At 51.5% G+C, this 25502-nt stretch carries 22 protein-coding genes; 10 read left to right on the top strand and 12 right to left on the bottom strand.

Going from position 1 to position 25502, the window contains the following annotated elements; genetic code table 11:
* Positions 1-299 precede the first annotated feature (299 nt).
* Both EKM84_RS06580 and EKM84_RS06575 read left to right on the top strand, forming a co-directional pair.
* Positions 300-1907, top strand: coding sequence for a peptide ABC transporter substrate-binding protein (locus tag EKM84_RS06580; RefSeq protein WP_125764932.1), 1608 nt, complete (start codon positions 300-302; stop codon positions 1905-1907).
* A 115-nt stretch (positions 1908-2022) separates the two neighbouring features.
* The gene (locus EKM84_RS06575) at positions 2023-3210 is read left to right on the top strand and encodes a metal-dependent hydrolase family protein (protein WP_125764930.1); all 1188 of its coding nucleotides are present in this window, start codon (positions 2023-2025) and stop codon (positions 3208-3210) included.
* Positions 3211-3276: 66 nt separating this feature from the next.
* Here the strand turns inward: EKM84_RS06575 and EKM84_RS06570 are convergent, their stop codons facing one another.
* From EKM84_RS06570 to dnaA, 11 genes are all read right to left on the bottom strand, one after another.
* A complete protein-coding gene (locus tag EKM84_RS06570) occupies positions 3277-4107 on the bottom strand; it encodes a hypothetical protein (RefSeq protein ID WP_125764928.1) in 831 nt (276 codons plus the stop codon).
* Between the two features lie 729 nt (positions 4108-4836).
* Entirely contained in the window at positions 4837-5076 is a 240-nt protein-coding gene (gene rpsR, locus EKM84_RS06565) for a 30S ribosomal protein S18 (RefSeq protein WP_048733694.1), read from the bottom strand.
* Positions 5077-5104: 28 nt separating this feature from the next.
* Positions 5105-5671 carry a single-stranded DNA-binding protein gene (gene ssb, locus EKM84_RS06560; RefSeq protein WP_125764926.1) on the bottom strand — a complete coding sequence of 189 codons (567 nt, stop codon included), beginning with the start codon at positions 5669-5671 and terminating at the stop codon, positions 5105-5107.
* A gap of 35 nt (positions 5672-5706) precedes the next feature.
* Positions 5707-6003 carry a 30S ribosomal protein S6 gene (gene rpsF / locus EKM84_RS06555; RefSeq protein ID WP_125764924.1) on the bottom strand — a complete coding sequence of 99 codons (297 nt, stop codon included), beginning with the start codon at positions 6001-6003 and terminating at the stop codon, positions 5707-5709.
* Positions 6004-6305: 302 nt separating this feature from the next.
* The gene (locus EKM84_RS06550; RefSeq protein ID WP_125764922.1) at positions 6306-7085 is read right to left on the bottom strand and encodes a helix-turn-helix domain-containing protein; all 780 of its coding nucleotides are present in this window, start codon (positions 7083-7085) and stop codon (positions 6306-6308) included.
* Between the two features lie 292 nt (positions 7086-7377).
* The gene (gene gyrA / locus EKM84_RS06545; RefSeq protein ID WP_125765056.1) at positions 7378-9900 is read right to left on the bottom strand and encodes a DNA gyrase subunit A; all 2523 of its coding nucleotides are present in this window, start codon (positions 9898-9900) and stop codon (positions 7378-7380) included.
* 88 nt (positions 9901-9988) lie between these two features.
* Positions 9989-11935 carry a DNA topoisomerase (ATP-hydrolyzing) subunit B gene (gene gyrB / locus EKM84_RS06540; protein ID WP_125764921.1) on the bottom strand — a complete coding sequence of 649 codons (1947 nt, stop codon included), beginning with the start codon at positions 11933-11935 and terminating at the stop codon, positions 9989-9991.
* 3 nt (positions 11936-11938) lie between these two features.
* Entirely contained in the window at positions 11939-13090 is a 1152-nt protein-coding gene (recF, locus tag EKM84_RS06535) for a DNA replication/repair protein RecF (protein ID WP_125764919.1), read from the bottom strand.
* Positions 13090-13317 carry a S4 domain-containing protein YaaA gene (gene yaaA, locus EKM84_RS06530; RefSeq protein WP_125764917.1) on the bottom strand — a complete coding sequence of 76 codons (228 nt, stop codon included), beginning with the start codon at positions 13315-13317 and terminating at the stop codon, positions 13090-13092. Before yaaA ends, recF begins: the two co-directional genes overlap by 1 nt.
* A 632-nt stretch (positions 13318-13949) precedes the next feature.
* Positions 13950-15089, bottom strand: coding sequence for a DNA polymerase III subunit beta (dnaN, locus tag EKM84_RS06525; RefSeq protein WP_125764914.1), 1140 nt, complete (start codon positions 15087-15089; stop codon positions 13950-13952).
* Between the two features lie 269 nt (positions 15090-15358).
* On the bottom strand, positions 15359-16717 hold the full coding sequence (gene dnaA / locus EKM84_RS06520) for a chromosomal replication initiator protein DnaA (protein ID WP_125764912.1): 1359 nt from the start codon (positions 16715-16717) through the stop codon (positions 15359-15361).
* Between the two features lie 535 nt (positions 16718-17252).
* Between dnaA and rpmH the strand changes: the two genes are divergently transcribed.
* The 8 genes from rpmH to EKM84_RS06480 all read left to right on the top strand — a co-directional run bounded on the left by rpmH (position 17253) and on the right by EKM84_RS06480 (position 24751).
* Positions 17253-17387, top strand: a complete 135-nt coding sequence (rpmH, locus tag EKM84_RS06515) for a 50S ribosomal protein L34 (protein ID WP_081624573.1) — start codon at positions 17253-17255, stop codon at positions 17385-17387.
* A 95-nt stretch (positions 17388-17482) separates the two neighbouring features.
* Positions 17483-17839: a ribonuclease P protein component gene (gene rnpA / locus EKM84_RS06510; protein ID WP_125583415.1), complete on the top strand. Its 357-nt coding sequence runs from the start codon at positions 17483-17485 to the stop codon at positions 17837-17839.
* Positions 17840-17850: 11 nt separating this feature from the next.
* Complete coding sequence (gene yidC, locus EKM84_RS06505) at positions 17851-18684, top strand: membrane protein insertase YidC (RefSeq protein ID WP_203640147.1); 834 nt, start codon at positions 17851-17853, stop codon at positions 18682-18684.
* A 489-nt stretch (positions 18685-19173) separates the two neighbouring features.
* Positions 19174-19965 carry an RNA-binding cell elongation regulator Jag/EloR gene (gene jag, locus EKM84_RS06500; protein WP_125764910.1) on the top strand — a complete coding sequence of 264 codons (792 nt, stop codon included), beginning with the start codon at positions 19174-19176 and terminating at the stop codon, positions 19963-19965.
* A 305-nt stretch (positions 19966-20270) separates the two neighbouring features.
* A complete protein-coding gene (gene mnmE, locus EKM84_RS06495) occupies positions 20271-21665 on the top strand; it encodes a tRNA uridine-5-carboxymethylaminomethyl(34) synthesis GTPase MnmE (RefSeq protein ID WP_125764908.1) in 1395 nt (464 codons plus the stop codon).
* A gap of 62 nt (positions 21666-21727) precedes the next feature.
* Positions 21728-23638 (top strand): tRNA uridine-5-carboxymethylaminomethyl(34) synthesis enzyme MnmG, encoded by a 1911-nt coding sequence (mnmG, locus tag EKM84_RS06490; RefSeq protein WP_125764906.1) that lies wholly within the window; start codon positions 21728-21730, stop codon positions 23636-23638.
* 382 nt (positions 23639-24020) lie between these two features.
* Positions 24021-24407: a hypothetical protein gene (locus EKM84_RS06485; RefSeq protein WP_125764904.1), complete on the top strand. Its 387-nt coding sequence runs from the start codon at positions 24021-24023 to the stop codon at positions 24405-24407.
* A gap of 80 nt (positions 24408-24487) precedes the next feature.
* Positions 24488-24751 carry a type II toxin-antitoxin system Phd/YefM family antitoxin gene (locus EKM84_RS06480; protein WP_191988070.1) on the top strand — a complete coding sequence of 88 codons (264 nt, stop codon included), beginning with the start codon at positions 24488-24490 and terminating at the stop codon, positions 24749-24751.
* Here the strand turns inward: EKM84_RS06480 and EKM84_RS06475 are convergent.
* Entirely contained in the window at positions 24748-25431 is a 684-nt protein-coding gene (locus tag EKM84_RS06475) for a YjjG family noncanonical pyrimidine nucleotidase (RefSeq protein ID WP_125764902.1), read from the bottom strand. The two genes, EKM84_RS06480 and EKM84_RS06475, sit on opposite strands and share 4 nt — an antisense overlap.
* Positions 25432-25502: the final 71 nt, after the last annotated feature.

Here is a 25502-nt window from a genome sequence, read left to right as displayed (position 1 = left end):
TCGCCGTGAACATCCCTTCGGAGCAGTTAGCTGAAATCCAAGTAAGTGTCAACCGGGAGCATCCGTTATCAATGCAGTGAATCGCGGGAGTAGTCGCGGCTTCAATCGATCCTAGCCCTTGGGCCTCGACTCCTAGGAAGCCCGCCGTTCATAGTCAAGACGATGCGTTTTCGCGTCGCAAAAATAAGGTGGTACCGTGCGCAAGCACCCTTACAGAGAAGTATTTTCTGTAGGGGTGCTTTTTGTTTGTCCACCGCTGCTAATGTTCTAATCAATTGAATTCTAGGAGGGTGTTTCACATGAAACATTTTGTTTGGACTGCACCACTAGCTTTACTCACTGTCTTATCCTTAGCCGGTTGCGGCAGCGCGGCTGGTCACACGACCAATAAGAACCGCACGCTCAACGTGACGCTGGCTAGTGAGCCCGCCACCGCCGACCCTAACAAGGACACCGACACCAACAGTGCCAGCGTCATCTACCAGACGATGGAAGGCCTCTACACCTATAACAAAGCCAATAAAATCGTGGCCGGCGTCGCGACGAAGGTCGTCACCCCAACTAATCATGGCAAGACCTACACCTTCACCCTGAAGAAGAATGCCAAATGGGCCAACGGACAACGCGTCACCGCCCAGGACTTCGTGACTTCCCTTCAACGAATGGCCGACCCCAAGACCAAGGCCCAGTACGCCAGTGTCCTCTCGGCATTTAAGAACTACGCTGCCGTCCAAAAGGGCACCCTACCGGCCTCTAAGTTAGGCGTTAAGGCGCTGAGCACGACCAAACTCCAATTTCAACTGAGCAAGGCCGTCCCCTACTTCAATGATCTGGTTGCCAGCAAGTATTACCCGCTGAACACGGCCACCGTCAAGAAATATGGCCAGAAATACGGGACCAGCGCCGCAAAATCTGTTGGTAATGGACCCTACAAGCTGGTCGGTTGGACCGGTAGTAACGCCACCTGGCATTACGTCAAGAACCCCCACTACTGGAACGCCAAAGAGGTTCAGATCAAGCGCGTCAAGGTGGCCGTCACCAAGGACGTGAACACCGCCGCTAACCTATTTAAGAGCGACAAGGTTCAGGAGACCACGGTCACTGGTGAATACGTACGGGCGAACAGCAATGACGCGAGTCTGCACACCCATTTAACTGGCCGCTTGAACTACCTGTATGTCAATAGCCGCAAGGCCGCGACGAACTCCGAGAACCTACGCCAAGCCATCTCCGCGGTCATCGACCGCCAGCAATTAACGAATAAGGTGCTCCAGGATGGGTCTAAGCCAGCGCTGAGTGCCGTGCCACAAGGCGACCAGGCGAACCCGAAGACTGGGCAGGACATGGCCAAGGAAGTCGGCAACCTGTTACCCCACGACGTGGCCCAAGCCAAGACTTACTGGGCGAAATACCTGAAGGAGACCGGTAAGACCAAGGTCACGCTGAATCTTTTGACGGATGATACCGACGACGATAAGAAGGTCGGCACCTACCTCCAATCTGAAATGGAGAAGAACCTGAAAGGCTTGACCGTCACCACGACCGCCATCCCCCACGCCCAACACGTGGCGCGCGACTTTGCCGGGACCTTTGAGCTTAACCTCACCGGCTGGTCGACCAACTGGCTGGACGCTTCCGACTACCTCAATTTGGCAGCCAAAGGTAATACCGTCAACTTCACCAACTGGAACGATAGCACCTACAACCAGCTGCTCGCAACCGCCGATGGTCAAACTGGTCTGGCACGCTACAAGTCGCTGATGAAGGCCGACAAATACTTAATGAGCGTCAAGGGCTACCTGCCTCTCTACCAGCCATCCGAGGCCAAGCTGATCAGCAGTAAAGTCGGTGGACTCCACTACTCGCTGCTAAACGAGGCGCAATACCAATATGCTTACTGGAAATAGGGTTAGCCCTGTTTCCGGGGCCGATACTGGCTTAACCCGTAATCTTATTTTTCTAATTAGGTAAACAGCTATGTAACCCACAACAAACGTACTTTAAATCTCAGGAGGAATTTCTATGACCAAAACTACTTTCCACAACTTCACCCTATTCGACGGTACCAACGACCATAACGTGCCTGATGCCTGGTTCACCGTTGATAATGACACGCACAAATTAGTCGACCGCGGCCAAGGTACACCGGCTGCCGCTGATGACCAGGTCGACTTGGGCGGCCAATACGTGATGCCCGGCTTCTTCAACGTCCACACCCACGTGACCCTGAGCCCCGACTCCTTCAGTGGCCAGTTCGGTCACTCCGAGTCCGAGGTCGCCGTCTTCGCCTACGAAAATTTACAAACGCTCCTCAAGTCTGGGGTCACCTACGTGCGGCAGTGTGGGACGACCTACGACTCCGACGTCAAGCTCAAGCGCCTGCAACAACAGGGACTCCTGCCACATACCCCGCACATGTTGACATCCGGCCGCGCCTTCTCTATGACCGGGGGCCACGGGGATGCGCCCCACGCCGCCTACCTAGTCGATTCTCCCGATGAAATGCGCAAGGCTGTCCGTCAAGCCTTCAAGGCCGGTGCGGAAACGGTCAAGGTCATGGCGACTGGCGGTGTTATGACGCCCAATGACTTCATGGAGGATCCCCAACTCTCCGTGGCGGAAATGCACGCGGCCGTTGAAGAGGCGCATCACAAGCGCCGGTTAGTTGCTGCCCACGCGGAAGGCAACCCGGGGATTCAAAACGCCCTGGACGCCGGCGTCGATTCCATCGAGCACGGTTTCTACGTGACGGCGGATGAGGCTCGGCAAATGATTAAGCAGGGCACCTACCTCACGCCCACCCTCATTGCCGAATGGACGATTCCCGCCTTCGGTAAGGGCGTGCTTCCGGACTGGGAAGTGAAGAAATGTGCCGACGCCTTGGACGATACCTACGTGAATTTGAAACGGGCCTTCGAGCTCGGTGTCAAATTCACCTGTGGGACCGACGCCGGCACCCCCTTCAATGGTTTTGACCTAACACCAGACGAGTTTGGCCTGTTAACGCGCGTGGGCATGACCCCAGCGCAGGCCTACCAGTGCTCGAGTTTGAACTCGGCGGCACTGCTGGGCGTCGACCAGGAATACGGCACACTAGAAGTGGGCAAGTTTGCTGATTTCCAGGTCTTAAAAGCTGATCCACTGGCGGACACGGCCAACGTCAAACAAGCCGACAAACAAGTCTACTTAGGCGGCCATCGGGAATTTTAGGCAACAGAAAAGCAATGCCTCAGCGAAGGATTCGACCCCTCACGCTGAGGCATTGCTTTTTTGATTTTATTTAGTCGTTTGTGCCAAAACTAACGCAATCTGACCATTTTCAACGAGGCAAACGCCTAGTCGCCAACTACTATCAAGGCTGGCGATTTTTTCGGCGGTCCACCCCTGACTGGCTAAGGCCTCTTGCAGTTTCGCAACGCGACCCGCGACCGGTTGGCCGTAGGTAACTTGCCAGTACCAGTACAGCTTGTTACTAAATTCTAGGTTAAACTCATCGGTATACCCTTGAATGTTCTTGAAGTCACTTGGATCCAGCGAGAACGTGCTAACGGGTACAATATTCTTGTAGCCACTAATGCTGGTTGGGAATGAATCAAAGCGCGTTGCCGTGTACTTAGACAACTGGAAATCTAACGGAACGTTGGGAAAGACTTTCAGAATCGCTCGCGTGAGTTTTTGTGACGGATCGGTCTGAATGAATTTCGTATACGCCGCAGCGCTCTTGAAGTTCCGTGGTGTCTTCTGGCTATAGGCCGTCAGGTACTTGTTCCAAACCAGCCCCTTAATCTTCTTGTCATAGGTCGTAACCTGGTAGTAAACGCCCTTCCCCGGTTTGGTAACCTTGCCAACCAAATACCAAGACGTCTTCGGATAGTTGTTCAGATTATGAATTTTCTTCGTGTGTTTTAAATTCCACATATAGGCTTTTTTCGTCGTCACACTGGTCGCATACAGACTCGGTGAATTGGCGTCCCCATTGGGCTGCGTCAGTAACTGATGCGTTGTGGTCCCACTTAACCAACTCTTCGCGTGGGCCGTGGCCGGCTGACTGATGCCTAACCCGACTAATGCCAAACTCACACCTAATTTAAATCCCCGTTGTTTCATGTACATCATCTCCTCATACCCGCCATTTTAGCATGAATTAGCAGGATTGGGCAGATTGTTACCTATTTACATTGTAACTTTTACCTGTTAGACATAAAGATTAAGTAACGCCTGGACGCCGAAAAGAAACCTTTCGCATAAAAGGTGTTCCTCAACAAAAAATCATGCCCCAGTAGCGGAATCAGATTCATCCCGTTCCGCTGTGCATGATTTTCAGTCTACTTATGCCCTCGCTGATTGTAACAGTACCTGATTCCATGAATGATACTCTCAACGAAAAAGGTTCCGACGAAAAGAATATAGTAGATTGTCATTAATACAAAGAACATGTCATTGAACGGAAAAGGCATGAGAAATGACAAGATGGCGATTGTTGTAACCGGTCCAGAAATATATGACAAAGCCCTAAACCACTTGGTATAATCCTTAAATTGCTCGCGGGTAATTGCGTTCAGCTTACCCACATGTGCCCATACTCTTTTCACTCTATCCCCTGCCTAGCTTCTTTTAATATTCGTCCCATTTCAACTAATCGTTTATCCCCTGAAACAATTAATGATTATAGGCTTTCTCCACGCCCTATTCAACGACTATTAAAGTATGAGGCTCATTTTGCGACTTTCCGTGATTTAATTATCTATCCTAGAGACTGTAGCTTTGCTTCTCAACCTAAATTAGTTAAAAAAAAGACCAACCACATCTCTGTAGTTAGTCTCATTTCGGTTTTAATTAACCTTCTTCACTGACGAAAGGCATTAAGCCCATAATCCGTGAACGCTTGATAGCGATGGTTAACTTACGTTGGTTCTTGGCACTAGTGCCAGTAACCCGACGAGGTAAAATCTTGCCTCGTTCGGAGATAAACCGACGTAATAAGTCAGTGTCTTTGTAATCAATGTATTCGATGTGGTTGGCTGCAATAAAGTCAACCTTCCGACGGCGACGGCCGCCACGACGTTGTCCTGCCATGTGGAATTCCCTCCTCGATAATTAGTGTTTAGAACGGTAAATCATCATCAGAAATGTCAATTGAATCGCCGGAGTTCGCAAACGGATCGGCTGAGTTATTGTTCCCAGCGTTCCCCTGATTGTTGTTAACCGGGTTCGGGTTCGTATTTTGAGTTGGGGCAGCCGGAGCTGTGTTCCCACTCGTGTACGGGTTGGCATTTTGATTCTGATTTTGCTGAGGAGCATTATTCGCAGAACCACCATTGTAGTTACCACCGTCGTTGTTGGCGTTACGAGAACGCGGTTCAAGGAATGAAAAGTCCTCGACAACAACTTCAGTCACGTAAACACGTTGGCCTTGTTGATTTTCGTAATTCCGGGTCTGGATGCGCCCTTCAATTCCGACAAGGGAACCCTTGTGGAAGAAGTTAGCAAAGTTTTCCGCGGACTTGCGCCAGATGACGCAACTTACGAAATCAGCTTCCCGTTCACCAGATTTGTTGGTGAACCGCCGATCAACAGCCAGCGTAAAGGTGGCAACAGCAGCACCGCCTTGGGTATAACGTAAGTCAACATCCCGTGTCAGTCGGCCAGTAAGTACTACTCGGTTGATCATTGCTGAATAACTCCTCTCAATAGTTAAAGTTTAAATTAATCTTCGCGCTTAACGATCATGTGACGTAAGATGCTGTCGTTGATCTTAGCTAAACGGTCGAATTCGTTTAAAGCTGCGTCATCAGTAGCGTTTAACGTGATAACGTGGTAGATACCTTCGTTAAAGCCACCAATTTCGTATGCGAACCGACGCTTTGACCAGTCTTTCGAGTTGATCAATTCTGCACCGTTGTCAGTCAGTAACTTGTCGAAGCGTTCAACCAGAGCGGTTTTAGCGGCATCGTCAAGATCTGGACGAATGATGTAGGTGATTTCGTATTTAGTAGTTTCCATGAATGTTACACCTCCTTATGGACTTCAGGCCCCCACTGCAATGTGGGAGCAAGGAGAGACACTAGCGTAAGCCAGATACTCACAAGCTAGTAGTATAGCATAGAATGCAATCTTAAGCAAATCGGGGCCGACCGATGGGTGGTTGCTTACGTTACATAGGTTAACTCCGTAAAAGAAGACCAAATGTTTTTTTATTTTTGAAATTTTTTCAATTAATTTGCAACTGCCAGGACGGAACGTCTCGCATGCACCAGCAATGGGACGTTTACCTCACTCGGCGTAACCATCCCGTTGCGCTCAGCCTATGATAATTCCGCTTCCACTCGACCAGGCACCATCTTCAAAGCCAACGCCAACAGCAAGTAGCTGTCCGGCAGCAAATAAGCTAGTCGCTGCTCCTGACTCCACTGAATACCTTCCCGGAGCACGCGACTGGCCTCAGCGGGTGCGTTGCACTGTAACAGACTCTGGGCATACTGATAATAAACGGCTGGCAAATTAGCCGGATTGTCCAGTACCCGTTTCTGTTGCATGATGGTCCACGCCCGTTCGAATCCATCAAAATTGGGCGTCTGACTGATCTGCACGCTCACTGCATTTTCCGCAGCCATCAACAACAAGTCTAATGAACGGTATTGCTTAGGGTGCTGGGGCGTCATGAACATCAAGCCCGCGCGCAAATGGAGCTCGGCCGCCTCGACATCCCCAATGATGGCTAGTGACCGGCCGTAGTAATACAGCACGGCCTGCCGATCCGTATCCGTCGTCAAGCGGTGGAGCACGTCACCAGCGGCGATATTAGCGACCAGCTCGCTGTATTTCTGGTTTTGCCACCAAGACTGCAGTTGCTGACTAAACGTCGGCAGACGCTGAATGGGGTAGCTCTGTGGCAACGGCTGATTACGCACGATACCCAGTTGCCGGTAGAGTTGCGTCAGCTGCGCCACACTTGGGGTTTGCTGCCCCTGTTCGATGGCTGCCAACACATTTAACGGACACAGTCGCGTCGCCAGGGCGGTCAACGCCAGTCCCCGTTGTTGCCGACATCTTTGTAAGTAGCTCCCAACCATTTCAAACGTCATGATTCTCCTCCAGTCTAATTTCCGTCAAGTTTCGTTAAGGCTAAGATACCAAATCGGCAAGAGAAAGTAAACAGATTAAACCATATACAATTATTTAAATATTTAATATCAGATTGCTGATATATAAGCGATAGTTAAGCCTTTTATTTTCTATAGATACTAACTAAATAGATTAACTACTTCTGCTAACAATTGGTTAGATGCATACAAATAGCCAACTCGAATTACCCGCAAGCCATAACGACAAAAAAAGCTCCACCAAATTGGCAGAGCTCTCTAAAAAACACTTTAATTAGGCTTCTGGTGCGTCGGAATCCGGCGTCGTTGCCTGACCATCGCCTGTAACTGGCGTAGTGGCCGCGTCACTAGCTGAATCCTCAGCTGGTGCAGTGGTCTCGCCGGCAGTCGTGGCATCATCGTCAGTCGACTCGTCTTCCTTGGCAACCTTCGCCATGGTCGCAACGGCCGTGTCATCGGCCAAGCGAATCAGGTGAACCCCTAAGGTTGCCCGACCCGTTTCAGAAACGTCAGCCCCGCTAAAGCGGATCATGACGCCCTTGTTGGTCACTAACATCAGGTCTTCGTCACCATCCAAGGTGGTCAACCCGGCTAACGGACCGTTCTTGGCGGTCACGTTCACGGTCTTGATTCCTTTACCGCCCCGACCCTTGATTGGGTATTCGCTGGCGGCCGTTTGCTTCCCATAACCCTTTTCGGAAATGACAAACACGTGGCTGTCCGGCTTGAGGACGCTGGCACCAATAACGTAATCGTTCTCGCGTAAACGAATCCCGCGAACCCCGGTAGCGGAACGCCCCATGGAACGGACGTCCTGCGCGGCAAAGCTGACAGCATAACCCAAATGGGTCCCGATGATCATGTTGGCTGCGGCATCAATGATGTCGACGTCGATCAGTTCATCGTTTTCCTTTAAGTTGATGGCCTTCAGCCCATTGCTGCGGATGTTGGCAAATTCATCAACTGGCGTCCGCTTAACCGTTCCTTGCACAGTGGTAAAGAACAGGTCGCGTTGGCCGTTGTTCCCAGGGTTAGCCACGTTGATCACGGCCTGAACGTGCTCGTCGGTGTTGATGCCGAGCAGGTTGATGACCGGAATCCCCTTGGCTGTCCGCCCGTATTCAGGGATTTCGTACCCCTTCATCCGGTAGACCTTCCCGGTGTTGGTAAAGAACAACAGCATGTCGTGGGTCGACGTTGCGACTAAGTGCTCGATGAAATCATCATCGTGCACGCCCATGCCTTGAACCCCTTTACCTCCACGGTTTTGGGCCTTGAATTCAGACGTTGGCAGACGCTTGATGTAGCCGTTGTGGGTCAAAGAAACCACGACGTCCTCTTCAGCAATCAAGTCTTCGTCTTCCAAGCTAAGGACTTCACCGACCATTAATTCAGTCCGACGAGCATCCCCAAACTTGTTTTGAATATCGAGTAATTCTTGGTAAATGATGGCTTGTTGGCGTTCCTTGGAGGCCAAGATTTCCTTGTCGTCCTTGATAGCTGCCATGACATCATTGTATTCCTTCTCGACCTTTTCTCGTTCCAAACCGGTCAGACGAACCAACCGCATGTCCAAAATGGCTTGTGATTGCTTATCTGACAGGCTGTAACGCGTCATCAATTCATTCTTAGCGACCTCGGCCGTTTGTGATTGCCGAATGATCGTGATGATGGCATCGATGTGGTCCAGGGCGATCCGCAACCCTTCCAGGATGTGGGCCCGGGCCTCAGCTTTGCGCAGCTCAAACTGCGTCCGCCGCCGAATAACTTCCAGTTGGAATTCCAAGTAGTATTGCAAAATAGCCTTTAGGCCCAATACCTTGGGTGCCCCGTTAACAATGGCCAGCATGTTGATTCCAAATGAGGTCTGCATCAAGGTCATCTTGTACAGGTTGTTCAAAATGACTTCAGCACTGGCATCGCGGCGAACATCAATCACGATACGCATCCCAGTCCGGTCGGTTTCATCGTTGACATCCGTGATGCCTTCGATTCGCTTGTCCCGGGCCAATTCAGCGATTCGTTCAATCAGCTTAGCCTTGTTGACCATGTACGGAATTTCCGTGGCCACGATCCGTTGCTTGCCGTTCTTTTCTTCTTCGATATCGACCTTGGCCCGCAGCGTAATGGTGCCCTTCCCGGTCTCGTAAGCCCGGCGAATGGCAGCTTTCCCCATCACAATCCCACCAGTTGGGAAATCGGGACCAGGTAAGGCCTCCATCAAGTCAGCCAAGCTGGCATCTGGGTTGTCCATCAAAATGTGCAGGGCACTAATAACTTCGGTCAGGTTGTGCGGCGGAATGTTCGTTGCCATCCCCACGGCGATCCCAGAAGCCCCGTTAACTAAGAGGTTTGGAAACCGTGATGGTAAGACAACGGGTTCCCGTTCGGACCCATCGTAGTTATCTTGAAAGTCAATCGTATCCTTGTTGATGTCCCGCAGCATTTCCATCGCAATTTTGCTCAGGCGTGCTTCGGTATACCGCATGGCAGCGGCCCCATCACCATCGACAGACCCAAAGTTCCCATGCCCATCGACTAACATGTACCGGTATGAGAAGTCCTGCGCCATCCGGACCATGGATTCGTACACGGCGGAATCACCATGTGGATGGTATTTCCCAAGGACATCCCCGACCATCCGGGCAGATTTCCGGAATGGCTTGTCGGGCGTAATCCCCAGTTCATGCATATCGTATAAAATCCGGCGGTGGACTGGCTTCAAGCCATCCCGCACGTCCGGTAACGCCCGTTGAACAATCACACTCATTGCGTAATCCAAGAAGGATGTTCGCATGGTTTGTGAAAGGTCAACGTCGGTAATCCGACCTAAATAATCTTGATCATCAGCCAAATTTTTACCCTCCGTTCTTGCCTAACACTGCCTAAACATCCAACTCAGCAAAGGTGGCATTGTCTTCAATGAATTCACGCCGGGGAGCAACCTTGTCCCCCATCAGCATGCTAAAGACTTGGTCTGCGTTGATGGCGTCATCGGCGTCAACCCGCAAGAGCCGTCGGTTGTCAGGGTTCATCGTGGTATCCCAAAGTTGTTCGGCATCCATTTCCCCTAACCCTTTGTACCGTTGAATTTGAGGCTTTGGTGCTGGTGGTAACTGCCCCAGCAATTCTTTCAATTCATCGTCGCTGTCCAGGTAACGCTGCATCTTCCCTTGACGCACCCGGTATAGCGGTGGACAAGCAATGTAAACGTAACCGGCATCCAGCAATGGCCGCATGTAGCGGTAGACCAGCGTCAGCAGGAGCGTCCGGATATGGGCGCCATCGACATCGGCATCGGTCATGAGAATTAGTTTGTGATAGTTTGCTTTAGACACGTCAAAATCGTTACCAAAGCCGGTCCCCATGGCGGTAAACAGCGAACGAATTTCTTCGTTAGCCAGAATCCGGTCCATTGAGGCCTTTTCCACGTTCAAAATCTTCCCCCGAATTGGCAGGATAGCTTGAGTCAACCGCGAACGACCCTGCTTAGCAGAACCACCGGCGGAATCCCCTTCGACAATGAACAGTTCGGAAATAGACGGGTCCTTGGACGTGTTATCGGCCAATTTCCCAGGCAAGTTAGAAATTTCCAACCCACTCTTCTTCCGGGTAACTTCTCGAGCACGCTTAGCGGCAACGCGGGCTTTAGACGCCAGCGTCCCCTTGTCCACGACCTTGCGGGCCACGTCAGGGTGTTCCATTAAGAAACGCATGAAGTGGTCAGCAAACGTGTGATCCACGGCGGTCCGGGCATCTGAGTTCCCTAACTTGGTCTTGGTTTGACCTTCAAATTGGGGATCCGGATGTTTCACGGAAACCACGGCGGTCAAGCCTTCCCGGACGTCATCCCCGGTCAGGTTAGGTTCGTTGTCCTTCATCAGCTTGTTTTGCCGGGCGTAATCGTTCACGACCCGCGTCAAAGCACGCTTGAACCCTTCTTCATGGGTCCCACCTTCGTAGGTGTGGATGTTGTTGGTAAAGGTTAACAGGTTGTTGTGGTAATCATCAGTGTATTGTAAGGCCACTTCAACCGTAATCCCGTTTTCTTCCCCTTCAACGTAAATTGGGGGTTCGAACAGGGTTTCTTTGTTTTCGTTTAAATAGTCAACGTAGTGGCGAATCCCACCTTCATAGAGGAAATCGTCTTCGGTTGGCGTTTCCGGACGTTCATCACGGATGGTGATGCGTAAGCCCTTGTTTAAGAAAGCCAGTTCCCGGATCCGGGTCCGCAACGTCTTGATATCAAACGTCGTCGTTTCCCGGAAGATATCTGGGTCTGGCAGGAAGTGAACGATCGTGCCGTGTTGTTCTTCGGGCAAGCCCTCTTCGAGCACCTTCATTGGAGAGACCACGTGGCCCCGGTTAAAGGTCATCCCGTACTTCTTGCCGCCACGAATAACTTGGGCATCCAGTTCAGTTGACAGGGCGTTCACGACGGAAGCCCCGACCCCATGCAGACCACCGGAGACCTTGTACCCGCCACCGCCGAATTTACCACCGGCATGCAAGATAGTGAAAACCGTTTCTAACGCTGGTTTCCCGGTCTTTTTTTGAATATCGATTGGAATCCCCCGGCCATTATCGGTCACGGTAATACTGTTGTCCTTGTTGACCGTCACGTGGATTTCGTTGGCAAAGCCCGCTAAGGCTTCATCAATCCCGTTATCCACAATTTCCCAGACCAAATGGTGCAGGCCTTGGGCGCTGGTCGAGCCAATGTACATCCCGGGACGCTTACGAACCGCTTCCAAGCCCTCTAAGACTTGAATTTGGCTGGCATCGTATTCCTTCGCCTGTTCTGCTTTGGTTTCATGTTCGTAATCAGCCACTGCCTAATCCTCCTTTGTTGCTGCGTCGTTATCTGGCGACGCGTCGGCCACCACGGTCCCATCAGCCACGTGAAAAATGGTTGGGTCCTTAATCAGTTGGCGGGTGATACCGCTCAAACTGGTGGTGGTAATAAACGTTTGGACTTTATCCTGAATTGCCGTCAGCAAGTGGGTCTGCCGGGCATCATCTAGTTCAGAGAGCACATCATCCAGAAGCAACACGGGGTATTCCCCGGTCTCTTCCTTCATCAAATCAATCTCAGCGAGCTTGACACTAAGCGCAGTGGTGCGCTGCTGGCCCTGCGACCCGAACGTTTGAACGTTCTTGCCGTTGACCTGAAAATGCAAGTCATCACGATGCGGCCCCACCAGCGTTGTCCCCTGGTAAAGCTCCTTATCGCGTTGCTTAGCGTAAAGTGCCGTTAACGCGGCACAGATGGTCTTGGCGTCCGTTAACTGGTCGTCAGGTACCTGTGTGGCGTAATGAAACGTCAATTCCTCACGTTGCTGTGAAATCTCCGCATGAATCGCCTGGGCCCAATGCTCCAACTTGTGCAGCATGGTCAAGCGTTGCGCGATGATTTCAGCCCCATACGCCGCCAATTGATCCGATAACACCGACAAAAAAAGGAGGTCCTTTTTTTGCTTGTGCTGGAGATCCTTTAGGTAGCGATTTCGTTGTTTTAACAACGTGCGGTACTGACTCAAGTTGTAGAGGTAACGGGGATTCATTTGACCGAATTCCATGTCCATGAACCGGCGACGCACGGATGGCGCCCCCTTAACAATGGCCAGGTCTTCCGGCGCAAATAGAATCACGTTGAGCTGACCCACGTACTGGGACAAGCGGGCCTGCTCCAGGTGATTTACCTTGGCGCGTTTTCCCTGTCGCGAAAAAGTCAGCTCCAACGGTACCGACCCGGCAGCTTTGACCACGCGGCCACTGACCTTCGCCGTTTTGGCTTGCCAGTTGACCAAATCATGGTCGTTAGCCGTCCGGTGGCTGCGCGTCAGCGCCAACACGTAAATGGCCTCTAATAGATTGGTCTTGCCCTGCGCATTTTCTCCCAACAAAACGTTGATGCCCTTGCCCAGCTGCAGATCAGCAGTCGGGTAGTTGCGAAAATGCTGCAACTGCAACTCTTGCAAATACATTATTCACCCTGCTTTGAGCGTATAAAAAATAATCCTACCTCAGGTACTTCCACCGTATCGCCTGGATACAGCTTGCGGCCCCGCCGATTATCTGGCTCGTCATTAACGTTTACGGTGTTTTCCCGCAAATACCATTTGGCTTGGCCGCCCGTACTGATAACGGATTCTTCTTTGAGCATCTGGCCCAAAGTCATGTAGGGCGTCTCAATGAAAACTTCTTTTTTCACAATTTCACCCCTTAATTTTCTTCTCTTATATTATACCGCTTTTTAACGAAAAGGTACAGATGAACAACCTTATTTTTGCCGTCTGAGACGATTTATACCATTCTTGATATTTTTGCTAAAAAACCGGTAACTTTGCTCAGAATCAAAAATAGCCCGGTTATGGCCGAAATCCCATAATTTTTAGCTTTAAATTCAATAAAAATCGTTATGTAACGTCTGACTCCGGTCAAATGCGCACGCAATGGGCTATTTTTGCCGCGAATTTAGCTTGGTTTCACGAGTACCCTGCCAAAAATTGGCAAGTCTACCTGCCTGATTGTCAGACGGTCCCGCGTGAAATGCTCCGATCAACTCACGGAGAACAAATTTTATGTGCAAGTCTCCTAACCAGCCACCAGACCGTGGGCCGCAAATTTTAGAAGCAATGGTCGGCATTTTTGAAAACCACAGACTGTGGCCAACAAAATTCGTCCTAGCAGAACCTCTTCCCGCTTGCTTCAGTCTGTCTTGTCTCGGATACCCGTCGGCTCGACCATATCTTCCCCTTATCACGAACATCGTACAGAAAAAGCGCCGTCTCCCCGAAGGAAAACAGCGCTTGTGAATTGGCTTGTGAAACTGCTTGTGAAATTTTAGAACGTCCGCACTGGCGTGATCAACTGAATGAAGTTGCTGGTATCTTCAGTTGGGACCAGCGTGAATGGCCGCAACGCTGAGGTGAAGGCCACGCGAATCGTGCTTTGGCCAAATGACCGCAGCGCATCCTTCATGTAATCAGGGTTGAAGGAAATTTCGAGATCTTCCCCGTCAAGAGCCTTAGGTGCCAACTCTTCTTCAACGTTCCCGACATCAGGCGAGTTACTGAAGATGGTTACCTGGTTATCGGCGGGTGTCAACGTTAGCTTAACCACGTTGTTCCGGGATTCGTGAGACAACAGAGAGGCCCGTTCAACGGCGGACAACAATTCTGGTGCTTCGAATTCAACGGTCGTGGAGGCTTCCTTGGGAATCAACCGCGACGTGTCCGGGTAATTACCTTCCAGTAAACGTGAGTAGAACGACGTGTCACCCAACAGGAAGAGGACTTGGTTTTCTGAGAATTGCATCTTCACGTCAGCCTTGTCATCCCCGATCATCCGGGACAATTCGGTCAGACTCTTCCCCGGAATAATCACGTCAAAGGTGGCGTCACTGTGTGTTGGCAATGCAATTTGACGTTGGCTCAACCGGTGACTGTCCGTGGCGACGGCTAGGAACTGGTCTTCAGATAAGACGAAATGCACCCCGGTCAGGATCGGCCGACTTTCTTGGTTGGAAACGGCAATAACCGTTTGGCCAATCAATTCCTTGAAGACGGCGCCAGACAGGACGACGGAATCAGCCGCATCAATTTCTGGCAAATGGGGATAGTTGTTGGCGTCTTGGCCGTTGATGTTAAAGGCTGCGGCACCAGAAGTAATTTCTGTTTGGAAACCATCTTTAACCGCCACGGTCATTTCCTTTTCAGGCAACCGCTTGACGATTTCACTGAAGAACCGGGCAGTTAAGACGATGGAACCAGGTTCATCAATACTTAAACCAATATCTGGATCATCGGCCCGAATTAGGGTTTCAATAGAGATATCGGCATTGGACCCAGTTAAAAGTAACCCTGCGTCACTCGCAACAATTTTTAACCCCGTCAAAATGGGAATCGTGGTCTTTGATGAGATGGCACGGGAGACGTTGTTCAGTTCCTTAATGAACGCAGCCCGGTTGATGGTGAATTTCATAAACTGACACTCCTTTTCGTGGTGCGAGTAGTTTAACTTAATTAAAAGAAAAAAATAGTAGCCGTAGTAGAGCGGTGTATTCTGTGGATAACTTTGAGGAACATCCTGTGTTACTAGTCTTTCCACCTGTGGATAACTTGTGGATAACTTTGATGTTTTTAGATTCTTATCCACACCGTGTTGGGTGCGACCTAATTAATCATACCGCAGTTGGTCACAAAAAGACCGTCGCGAGTCTGCCAAAATTGGGTGACCCGGGACGATCCGTCCTAGCGCCGCAGTTCATCTTTGAGACTATCAATATCTTTTTGAAGCTCGGCGTCGGTCTTCAACGATTCGGTAATTTTATCGTAAGCGTGGATGACCGTGGTGTGGTCCTTGCCGCCAAACTCGTTGCCGATGCGGGGCAGTGACGCCTCGGTCAGCTCACGAGATAGGTACATGGCGATTTGCCGGGGCATCACGATGGCTTTCTTGCGTTTCTTCCCCTTTAAATCCTTGAGGGAAACGTTAAAGTAGTCGGCCACGCGGTCTTGAATCACGGGAATCGTGATGGCATCACTGGCATTGGCTAGGTTCAAACTCTTCAGCGCTTCTGCGGCCAAGTCAGTGGTAATTGGCTGGTGCATCAACTGCGAATAAGCCTGAACGCGGGCCAGCGCACCCTCTAATTCACGGACGTTGGAATCGATTTGCCCAGCAATGTAGCTGAGCGTGTCATCGGGGATGTCAATTTGATCGGCATCGGCCTTATTCCGTAAGATAGCGATTCGCGTTTCCAAGTCTGGCGGCGTGATATCCACGGATAATCCCCAGGCAAACCGCGAAACGAGGCGGTCTTGCAGCTTAGGAATTTCGTTGGGTAAGCGGTCAGACGTCAGCACGATTTGCTTGCCGTCGTCGTAGAGGGCATTGAATGTATGGAAGAACTCTTCTTGCGTTCCTTCCTTATTAGCGAAGAACTGAATATCATCGACCAGTAGCAGATCAACGTTACGGTACTCCTGACGGAACTGCTCCTGCGTCCGGGTTTGAATCGCATTAATAAAGTCATTCGTGAAAGCCTCGCTAGTCACGTATTTGACCTTGGTGTCTGGGCGATCTTCTAGCATTTTGTTGCCAATCGCGTGCATCAAGTGGGTCTTGCCCAACCCAACGCCACCATAAAAGAACAGCGGATTGTACATCACGCCGGGTTCTTCGGAGACGACCAAGGCCGCAGCATGGGCCATTTGGTTGCCTTTTCCGATGACGAAAGTGTCAAACGTGTAGCGGGAGTTCAGCGCCGTTTCCTTCATAAAGGTTGGCGTGGGTTCGGTTGGGACAGCTTCCCCGGGGGTTGCGGTCTTGGCCTTGAGCGTTGCTTGTTGCTGACGCTCCCCTTCCAAAATAAGAACGGGCTGAATATCTTCGTGAGCGGCTTGGTATGCGTATTCTACCAATTGCTGGTCCAGGTGTTGATGGGTCCAGTAATCACGATGCAGGGGTGATGGGAGTTCCAACGTTAATTTGTTGCCGTTCAGGGCAATCGGCTTGGCTGTTTCAATCCAAGTCGCGTAGGCTGTCGTCTGACTGTTTTCTTTAAACAGCTTTTTGATGTCAGCCCACAAAGTTAACATATCTGGCACTGATGTATCCCCCTATTTTAGTTTAGATGCTCATTTGACGTTTGGACGGACTCCGACCAAACGAAAACGTAAGTCCAGTGTAGCATGAAGAAAAAAAGTTTTCCACAGGGTATTCTGGGGTGTGCATAATTGTTTCACAGGAAGTGAATAGAGTTATCCACAGGGTTGTGAGAATCTGTGGATAAAATCCATGTGATATAGTTATGCACACCTATCTGTGGACTTAAAACACGATAGCAATAAGTGTTTCACAAGTTATCCACAGAATTCACAAATCCTAATTTTTAGAAATAAACAGGCTGTGGAACGGTGGATAACTCGGTTGGCAAGTCCGGAATAACTTTTTCGAAAAATCCAAGTTATCCACAAGCAAAGTGCATGAAACAAATTTTGCTGGGAACAACTTTTTTTATGAAATGCCAAGTTGCTGTTTCATTTCTCCTTTCTTTATGCTATTATGTTCAGGAAATGCATTTAGTATTTGTCTGGCAACACCAGATAAAAAATAGTCATAGATAAGAGAGGAGATTTTACGATGAAGCGCACTTTCCAACCAAAGAAACGTCACCGTTCCCGTGTCCACGGCTTCCGCAAGCGCATGAGCACTAGCAATGGCCGTCAAGTATTAGCACGTCGCCGTCAAAAGGGACGTAAAGTATTGTCTGCATAGGCCGCTGAAGCTTCAGTGGTCTTTTTATTTTATCTGCGGGGAGACTGGAACACCAATCCCGCGCGGACTGTAAATCGAGAATTTTGGAGATGCACATGCGAAAATCTTACCGCATTAAGAAAGAAGCGGAATTTCAGCAGGTCTTTGAAACCAGGAATTCAGTCGCAAACCGGCAATTCGTGGTCTACTCAATGGAAAAACCTAACCAGAAGCACTTTCGGGTCGGCATTTCCGTCGGGAAAAAGATTGGTAACGCCGTTCACCGTAACTGGGTGAAGCGCCGGATCCGGCAGAGCCTTCTCGAGTTGAAGCCATACCTGAAACAGGATGTGGACTTCCTCGTGATTGCGCGGCCCCGAGCGGACGGTATCAGTATGCCCGATGCGAAAAGCAGCATGATTCACGTGTTAAAGTTAGCGAAACTACTGGATTCCAACTATAGCGAGGAATAAACGTGAAAAACGTGAAAAAGTACAAACGTACCCTACTTATGCTGGGCATTGTGAGTTTGGTCTTTATCCTCTCCGCTTGTAGCAACAAGCCAATCACCAATCAAAGTACCGGGATTTGGGACGGTTTAATCGTCTTAAACTTCTCGCGGGCGATTATCTGGTTGGCCAACTTGTTCGGCGGCAGTTACGGTGTCGGGATCATCGTCTTCACCATTATCATTCGGGTGATCTTGTTACCACTGATGATCTTCCAAACGCGCAGCATGCGGAAGACCCAAGAGGTTCAACCGCAACTGAAGGCCCTCCAAAAGAAATATTCGTCTAAAGACCGGGAAACCATGGCTAAGTTGCAGTCCGAACAACAGAAGTTGTATTCGGAAGCCGGCATCAACCCAGTGATGGGGTGTTTGCCAGCCTTGGTTCAACTGCCAATCATCTGGGCTTTGTACCAGGCCATTTGGCGGACGGCCGTTCTGCGGTCCGGGACCTTCCTGTGGTTACAATTGGGCCACAAGGACCCGTACTTCATTTTGCCAATCTTGGCGGCCTTAGCGACGTTCGCAAGTTCGTGGTTAACCACCAAGTCAGCACCGGAAACCAACTCCATGAACATGATGATGGTCGTCGGGATGCCCGTGGTGGTCTTCTTCACCGCCTTAAACGTGGCTTCGTCACTGTCCCTGTACTGGACGGTTTCCTACATTTTCCAAGTGGGCCAAACCTTACTCATTCAAAATCCGTGGAAGATTCAAGCGGAACGCGATGAGAAAGAAAGAGAAAAGTCCAAGCATGACCGCGCCGTTAAGAAAGCTGTTCGGCGGGCCAAGCAAAGTAAACGTAAGTAAAACCAATGAAAATGCATTTCTGAGTCGTCCTGGCAAGTTGCTGGGGCGGCTTTTTTGTCGTCGTGAGTGAAAACGGGTAGAGATCATTCGTTCCCGACGGCGGATTCAAAGTGCCCAGCTGTGGGGCCGGTTCCAGCCTGAGGAGCGGGCTTCCCACCTCGACTTTGAGCCAAAGGGCGGTCTCAAAGGTCGTCCCGTGCTCTAAGTAGAGAAATTCGCTCTACTAAGACCATCGACACAGCAGGGTACTTTGATTCGCCTCTGGTCACTAACAATGAGTGGGTGGACCCAGTTTCACTAATGTTGTGGCTGGCACTGATAGGGCTTGTCACAGCCTTCCTTTCGGCATCACGTCTTCGCCTTAACAAAATCACCTTCACCTCCTTTCAGTGAGGTGTGTGTCTCTCTGCAGCGAACATCCGAGTAACGGGGACCTGACGCGTTATGGTATACTAGTGCTTAGCGAAAAAAGACATGGAGGAATGGACGATGACGATCTACACGGGGAAAACGGAAGAGGCAGCGATTGCGGCGGGACTGACCGCCTTGAATACGAGTCGCGACCAAGTCGTAACCAAGGTGGTCACCGCTCCACGAAAGGGCTGGCTGGGGATTGGTCGGCGCGACGCCATGGTTGACGTGACGTTGAAGCCCGTTGCCAAGGAAATAGCCGCAGAAAAGACCGCGCCAGTAAAAGCCGCGCCACGGTCAGCGGCCGCCGAACCCAAGCGTCAACCGGTGCCTGTCGCGGCCAAAACGGCGACTGAGCCGGCACAACCGGTTACCCCTAAAGCGGAACCGGTCGACCCCGCTAAACGCCGTCAGCAGCGTCAGGCGGCCATAGACGGTGTCCAGGATTACTTGGCGACCATCGTTGAACAGCTGGGAATCGATGCCACCCTCGAGGTCGAAAGCACCGCGCACCGGCAGATTCACTTGTCCTTTACGACTGACAAGGAGGGCCTGCTGATTGGGAAACACGGTCGGACCATCAACGCGTTGCAGAGCCTGGCGCAACTGTACCTGAACCATCATGGTGCCGCTCACGTGGACGCGGTGTTGGACGTGGCGGGTTACCGCGAACGTCGGACAATTACGTTGTCGCGGTTGGCTGAGAACACGGCCCGCGAGGTTGTGGCGACCGGAAAACCCATCTATTTGGACCCGATGCCCTCGTTTGAACGCAAACAGATTCACGCCGTCCTGGCAAAAAACCGCTACGTCACGACTTATTCGGCGGGGAAGGAACCCCACCGTGCCGTTGTGATTGAGCCGGCTTAGTTTCTGTTTGACAAATGAGGCGTTAGCCCTTATAGTGAAGACAATCATTCTTATCAAGTTTACGATAAAGTAGTGAAAGTACTTTATCCACGCACAGTTAGGTGGCGTGGAGTAGGTGCTTTTTTTTATGGCGTTAAATGATACGCCCGGTGCGTTAGCGCTTGGTAAGAAAACAGTCACTGTAACCAATACAAGGATCATCAAACCGGGTCAGACGGTAGTTAGCCAGCCTACCAGGCGAGTTTTCTCGCCCGACAAGGCAGCAGATACTCTGCTTGACCCGTAGATAAAAAGGAGGATGGCTCATGGCAGTCACCACAACAGAATTTGATACGATTGCGGCAATTTCTACCCCGCCTGGTGAAGGGGGCATCTCCATCATTCGGTTGAGTGGGGAAGAGGTCTTCGCCGTCGCCAGCAAGCTATTTAAGGGCGCCGATTTGACTAAAGTTGGGACGCATACGATTCACTACGGCCATATCATGGACCCCGAAACTAACGAAGAGGTCGATGAGGTCATGGTCACCGTGATGCGGGCGCCAAAGACCTACACCAAGGAAGATATCATCGAGATCAACTGTCACGGGGGTATCGTGGCCACGAACCGGATCCTACAGCTGTGCCTGAGCTATGGCGCCCGGTTAGCTGAACCCGGCGAATACACCAAGCGAGCCTTCTTAAATGGCCGAATCGATTTGACCCAGGCCGAGTCCGTCATGGACTTGATTCGGGCCAAAACGGACAAGTCCATGAAGGTCGCTTTAGACCAGCTGGACGGTGATTTGTCTAAACTGATTCGGAATTTGCGGCAAGACATCCTCGATGCTCTGGCCCAAGTCGAGGTCAATATCGACTATCCGGAGTACGATGACGTGGAGACCATGACCACCAAAATGCTGCTAGAGAAGGCCCAAGAGGTCCAAAAGCAGATCAAGGTGCTCTTGTCCACGGCCAAACAGGGGAAGGTCTTGCGCGAAGGACTGGCCACGGCAATCGTTGGCCGCCCTAACGTGGGGAAGAGTAGCCTGTTGAACCACCTGTTGCACGAAGACAAGGCCATTGTGACCGACGTTGCCGGCACCACCCGTGACGTGATTGAAGAGTACGTCAACGTCAAGGGTGTACCGTTGAAGCTGATCGATACGGCGGGGATTCGGGATACCCAGGATAAGGTCGAAAAGATCGGGGTTGAACGCTCGCGGAAGGCTATTAACACCGCCGATTTGGTGATGCTGGTGCTGAACGCCAGCGAACCGCTGACTGCCGAAGACCGTGAGCTATTGACCGCCACGGCTGACACCCAACGTATCCTTATTTTAAACAAGACGGACCTGCCAAAACAACTTGATATGACCGCAGTGAAGGCTGCGGCCGGCGATAGCCCGATTATTGAGACATCCATTTTACAAAGTACCGGGATGGATCAATTGGAATCCACTATCGCGCACCTGTTCTTTGATGAAGGCATCGAGTCCAGCCAAAATACTGTGATGGTCACCAACGCGCGGCACATCGGGCTGTTACATCAGGCCAATGACGCCCTGGATGACGTCCAACACGGCATTGCGGCGGGGATGCCCGTCGACCTGGTGCAAATCGACATGACGCGGGCTTGGGACTTGCTCGGTGAAATTACCGGGGACAGTTACCAAGACGAGTTGCTCGACCAGTTGTTTAGTCAATTCTGTTTAGGCAAATAAAAAACCATAAAAGAGACCGCTTGGCCGCTCCCATCAGCGACTAGGCTTGGAGGGAAAGAAGCATGACTGAAGTAATTGCATATCCCGGTCAGGACTACGACGTCATCGTCGTGGGTGCCGGCCACGCTGGTAGCGAAGCCGCATTGGCCGCTGCTAGAATGGACAACAAGACCCTGTTAATGACGATCAACCTGGACATGGTGGCCTTTATGCCATGTAACCCGTCCGTCGGTGGCCCAGCTAAGGGCATCGTCGTCCGTGAAATTGACGCCCTGGGTGGCGAAATGGGCCGTAACATTGACAAGACCTACGTCCAAATGCGGATGCTCAACACGGGTAAAGGCCCAGCCGTCCGTGCTTTGCGGGCACAGGCTGACAAGCACGCCTACCACGCTGAAATGAAGCACACCATTGAACGCGAACCTAATCTGACCTTGCGTCAGGGAATCGTGGACGATTTAATCGTGGAAGATGGCGTCTGCAAAGGGGTCATCACCAACACCGGGGCCCACTACAGCGCCAAGGCCGTGGTCATTGCGGCCGGTACCGCTGCTCGGGGGAAGATTATCATCGGGGAACTGATGTATTCTTCCGGTCCGAACAACTCTCAACCAGCCACTAAGCTGACGGCTAACCTGCCTAAGTACGGCTTTGACCTGGAACGATTCAAGACGGGGACCCCGCCACGGGTCGATGGGAACACGATTCATTACGATGAAACCGAGGAACAGCCGGGTGATGTGGAGCCGAACCACTTTAGCTTCACTACGCCAGACAGTGCCTATTTAGACCTGAAGAATCAGCTGTCTTGCTGGCTGACCTACACGAACCAGAAGACCCACGAAATCATCAAGGCCAACCTGGACCGCGCCCCAATGTTTACCGGCGTGATCGAAGGGGTCGGCCCCCGTTACTGCCCATCCATCGAAGACAAGATCGTCCGGTTCGCTGACAAGCCCCGGCACCAACTCTTCTTGGAGCCAGAAGGCCGGAACACCGACGAATGGTACGTTCAGGGGTTGTCAACCTCGATGCCTGAAGAAGTGCAACAGAAGATTTTGCACTCCATCAAGGGGTTGGAGGATGCCCAAATGATGCGGCCGGGCTACGCCATCGAATACGATGTTGTGTCGCCCTACCAATTGCGGCCAACACTGGAAACGAAGCCTTTGAAGAACCTGTTCACCGCTGGTCAGACCAACGGGACGTCCGGGTACGAAGAGGCGGCGGGCCAAGGACTGTTAGCCGGCATCAACGCCGGTTTACGGGCCTTAGGCAAGCCAGGCTTCACGTTGAAGCGCTCTGACGCCTACATTGGTGTCATGGTCGATGACCTGGTTACCAAGGGAACGAACGAACCTTACCGTCTGTTGACGAGTCGGGCCGAATACCGCTTGATTTTGCGGCACGATAACGCCGACCTGCGTTTGACGGCCAAGGGGCACGAATTAGGCCTGATCAGCGACGAACGCTATGCAGATTTCTTAGCCAAGAAGGCCGCCTTAAAGGCTGAGCTGGACCGGTTAAACAGCATCCGTATCAAGCCAAGTGCCGAGATCAATGCCTTCATCGAGAGCCATGGCGACAAGCCGTTACAAGATGGCGTTCTCGCAGCTGTCTTCCTGCGTCGGCCATACGTCGACTACCAAACGCTGGCACAGTTCATTCCGGCACCAGAACAGCCGTTAGACCGCCATATCATTGAGGAAATCGAGATTTCCCTGAAGTACGCCGGCTACATCAAGAAGGCCGAGGATAACGTGGTTAAATTAAAGCGGATGGAAGCCAAGGCTATTCCTGCTAAGATCGACTACGATGCCATCGACGGGCTCGCAACGGAAGCTCACCAAAAGTTGAAGAAGATCCAACCCGAGACGTTGGCCCAGGCCAGCCGAATCAGTGGGGTCAACCCTGCTGATATCGCCATCCTGAGCGTATACATCGAACAGGGGAAGATTGCCAAAGTTGACTAGTTAACCCGGAACTAGCGATTGATGTGGGTGGTTTTCTAAGTAAAAGTCTAGTCACCCGAGTGAGTCGCTAGTAAATAAAAATAGGACCCGTATTGGTTAAAGACTTAGCCAATACGGGTCCTATTTGTTATTAATAATTAATTATTAAATATAGATATTGATAATTAAAAGCGTAGTATACAAGACCTTTACCAATTCTTTGCAGAAATACAACAGTCGTCCGGTAAAGTGGGGGATGTAGTGAGACAACCAAGAGTGTGGCGCACTGATGCGGGTGGTCGACTCGGCTTGTGTGCCCCCCTAAAATTGGAAAAATCCTTGAGCAACACCATCTAGGGGCAATCGGTGGGGAACCGCTGGTTGCAAACAAGGGGCGTTTTGGATGCAAACGAGTCTGTTGATCATCGGCATCATTTTAGCGTTAACCAGTCATTGGCAGCATCATCGCGTCATGAATCAGTTACAGCAACGTGGTAGCCAGCTCAAAGGGCAGTCGGCGCGCAACCATATAATCTACCACGGTTTGCTGTACCTGGGCGTCCTGTACGTGGCACTGGGCCTCTGGCACCCCACGTGGCTGAATGCCCGGGTGCTGGGGCTGCTGTCGGTCGTCAACGCCGTGGCTATCGTGATTGGCTGGTATCAGCGGCGGCAACACCACTATCCAGCCGCTTCGCGTCGATTATGGCACCAACAGGCTTGGTACCTCCTGGGCAGTCAGCTCCTATTGGCCGCTGTTTTGCTGGGAACGCTGCTAAGCCACACCTAAAATAAATGAGATTGCCGTCCGTTAGTGGGTTGGAGTGCCGACATTAACGGGCGCTTTTTTACCCCAGAGGAGGCGTTTTCGTGAAACACTATACACCATTAGCTGCACAACAAGATTTAGATGTCATTTTGGCCGCCGTTCACCGGCTTCAGGAGACCGTCGTGATCACCCCCACGGATGGGGATGATACGCAAGCCGCCGTCCTGCTGCCCAAACGGGAGTGGGAAGCAATGGCCGAGCTGGCGTTTTTGGTACAACCCAGCGTGACCGACAAGACCCCTAAGCTCACCCCAACGCCGCGGCGCTTTGAGCACGTGGACATGGAGAATATGGAGTGGGGTTAGGCGAGAATTAGCTGCGTGAGCCCGGCGTAGGAATCGGCCTCAAAGGTGGGCCGGCACGCTGCTGGATTGGCGGTATGGTGGGGATTGAACCAGACGTTGGCCAAGCCGGCATTGATGGCGCCCTGGATGTCAGAGCGCAGGCTGTCGCCGACCATAAGCGTGTTCGTCGCCGTCATGGCTGGGTAGGCGGCCTTGATGGGCGCGAAGAACCGCTGGTCGGGCTTGTCATAGCCGACGTCTTCGGAGATGTAGATCTGATCAAAGAACGCGGCAATGCCAGACCCCGCTAACCGGCTCTCCTGCACGGACTTGGTACCGTTAGTCCCGGCAATTAAAGTCACGCCGGCCTGGGCCAGCTGCGTCAGAAAGGCCGTGGCACCGGGCAGCGTGTAATAGTTGTGGTTGAGCATGCGCTTATACTGTGCCTCGATGGCGGGGCCGTCCACGGTCATGCCAAATGCAGCGAAGGTCCGGGCAAACCGGGTGTCCAGTAAGGGACCACGGTCGGCGCCCTGTTCGATGCGCTGCCAGATGCCGTGATTAATGGTCAGGTAGGTGTCCATGGCGGCTGACACGTCGGGAGCACTGTATTGATTGAGAATGGCCGTCACACCTTCCGTTTCGCCACGCGTAAAGTCGAGGAGGGTGTCGTCGAGGTCAAAGATTGCGTATTTTTTCATGAAGAGCCGCCTTTCGAAACGTTTTTTCTGAGTTTAGCATAGATTCAGAGATTCGCAAGGAATGGCCAATT

The organism is Levilactobacillus mulengensis (assembly GCF_003946045.1).
GTDB classification, from domain to species: domain Bacteria; phylum Bacillota; class Bacilli; order Lactobacillales; family Lactobacillaceae; genus Levilactobacillus; species Levilactobacillus mulengensis.
The sequence above is the reverse complement of the archived record's forward strand: the minus strand, read 5'-3'. Positions and strand labels throughout refer to the sequence as shown.

What these genes read in the sequence shown, in the direction of transcription:
- EKM84_RS06580 (WP_125764932.1), top strand. Translation starts at nt 300, where the DNA reads ATGAAACATTTTGTTTGGACTGCACCACTAGCTTTACTCACTGTCTTA.
- EKM84_RS06575 (WP_125764930.1), top strand. Translation starts at nt 2,023, where the DNA reads ATGACCAAAACTACTTTCCACAACTTCACCCTATTCGACGGTACCAAC.
- EKM84_RS06570 (WP_125764928.1), bottom strand. Translation starts at nt 4,107, where the DNA reads ATGAAACAACGGGGATTTAAATTAGGTGTGAGTTTGGCATTAGTCGGG.
- rpsR (WP_048733694.1), bottom strand. Translation starts at nt 5,076, where the DNA reads ATGGCAGGACAACGTCGTGGCGGCCGTCGCCGTCGGAAGGTTGACTTT.
- ssb (WP_125764926.1), bottom strand. Translation starts at nt 5,671, where the DNA reads ATGATCAACCGAGTAGTACTTACTGGCCGACTGACACGGGATGTTGAC.
- rpsF (WP_125764924.1), bottom strand. Translation starts at nt 6,003, where the DNA reads ATGGAAACTACTAAATACGAAATCACCTACATCATTCGTCCAGATCTT.
- EKM84_RS06550 (WP_125764922.1), bottom strand. Translation starts at nt 7,085, where the DNA reads ATGACGTTTGAAATGGTTGGGAGCTACTTACAAAGATGTCGGCAACAA.
- gyrA (WP_125765056.1), bottom strand. Translation starts at nt 9,900, where the DNA reads ATGCGAACATCCTTCTTGGATTACGCAATGAGTGTGATTGTTCAACGG.
- recF (WP_125764919.1), bottom strand. Translation starts at nt 13,090, where the DNA reads ATGTATTTGCAAGAGTTGCAGTTGCAGCATTTTCGCAACTACCCGACT.
- dnaN (WP_125764914.1), bottom strand. Translation starts at nt 15,089, where the DNA reads ATGAAATTCACCATCAACCGGGCTGCGTTCATTAAGGAACTGAACAAC.
- rpmH (WP_081624573.1), top strand. Translation starts at nt 17,253, where the DNA reads ATGAAGCGCACTTTCCAACCAAAGAAACGTCACCGTTCCCGTGTCCAC.
- rnpA (WP_125583415.1), top strand. Translation starts at nt 17,483, where the DNA reads ATGCGAAAATCTTACCGCATTAAGAAAGAAGCGGAATTTCAGCAGGTC.
- jag (WP_125764910.1), top strand. Translation starts at nt 19,174, where the DNA reads ATGACGATCTACACGGGGAAAACGGAAGAGGCAGCGATTGCGGCGGGA.
- mnmE (WP_125764908.1), top strand. Translation starts at nt 20,271, where the DNA reads ATGGCAGTCACCACAACAGAATTTGATACGATTGCGGCAATTTCTACC.
- mnmG (WP_125764906.1), top strand. Translation starts at nt 21,728, where the DNA reads ATGACTGAAGTAATTGCATATCCCGGTCAGGACTACGACGTCATCGTC.
- EKM84_RS06485 (WP_125764904.1), top strand. Translation starts at nt 24,021, where the DNA reads ATGCAAACGAGTCTGTTGATCATCGGCATCATTTTAGCGTTAACCAGT.
- EKM84_RS06475 (WP_125764902.1), bottom strand. Translation starts at nt 25,431, where the DNA reads ATGAAAAAATACGCAATCTTTGACCTCGACGACACCCTCCTCGACTTT.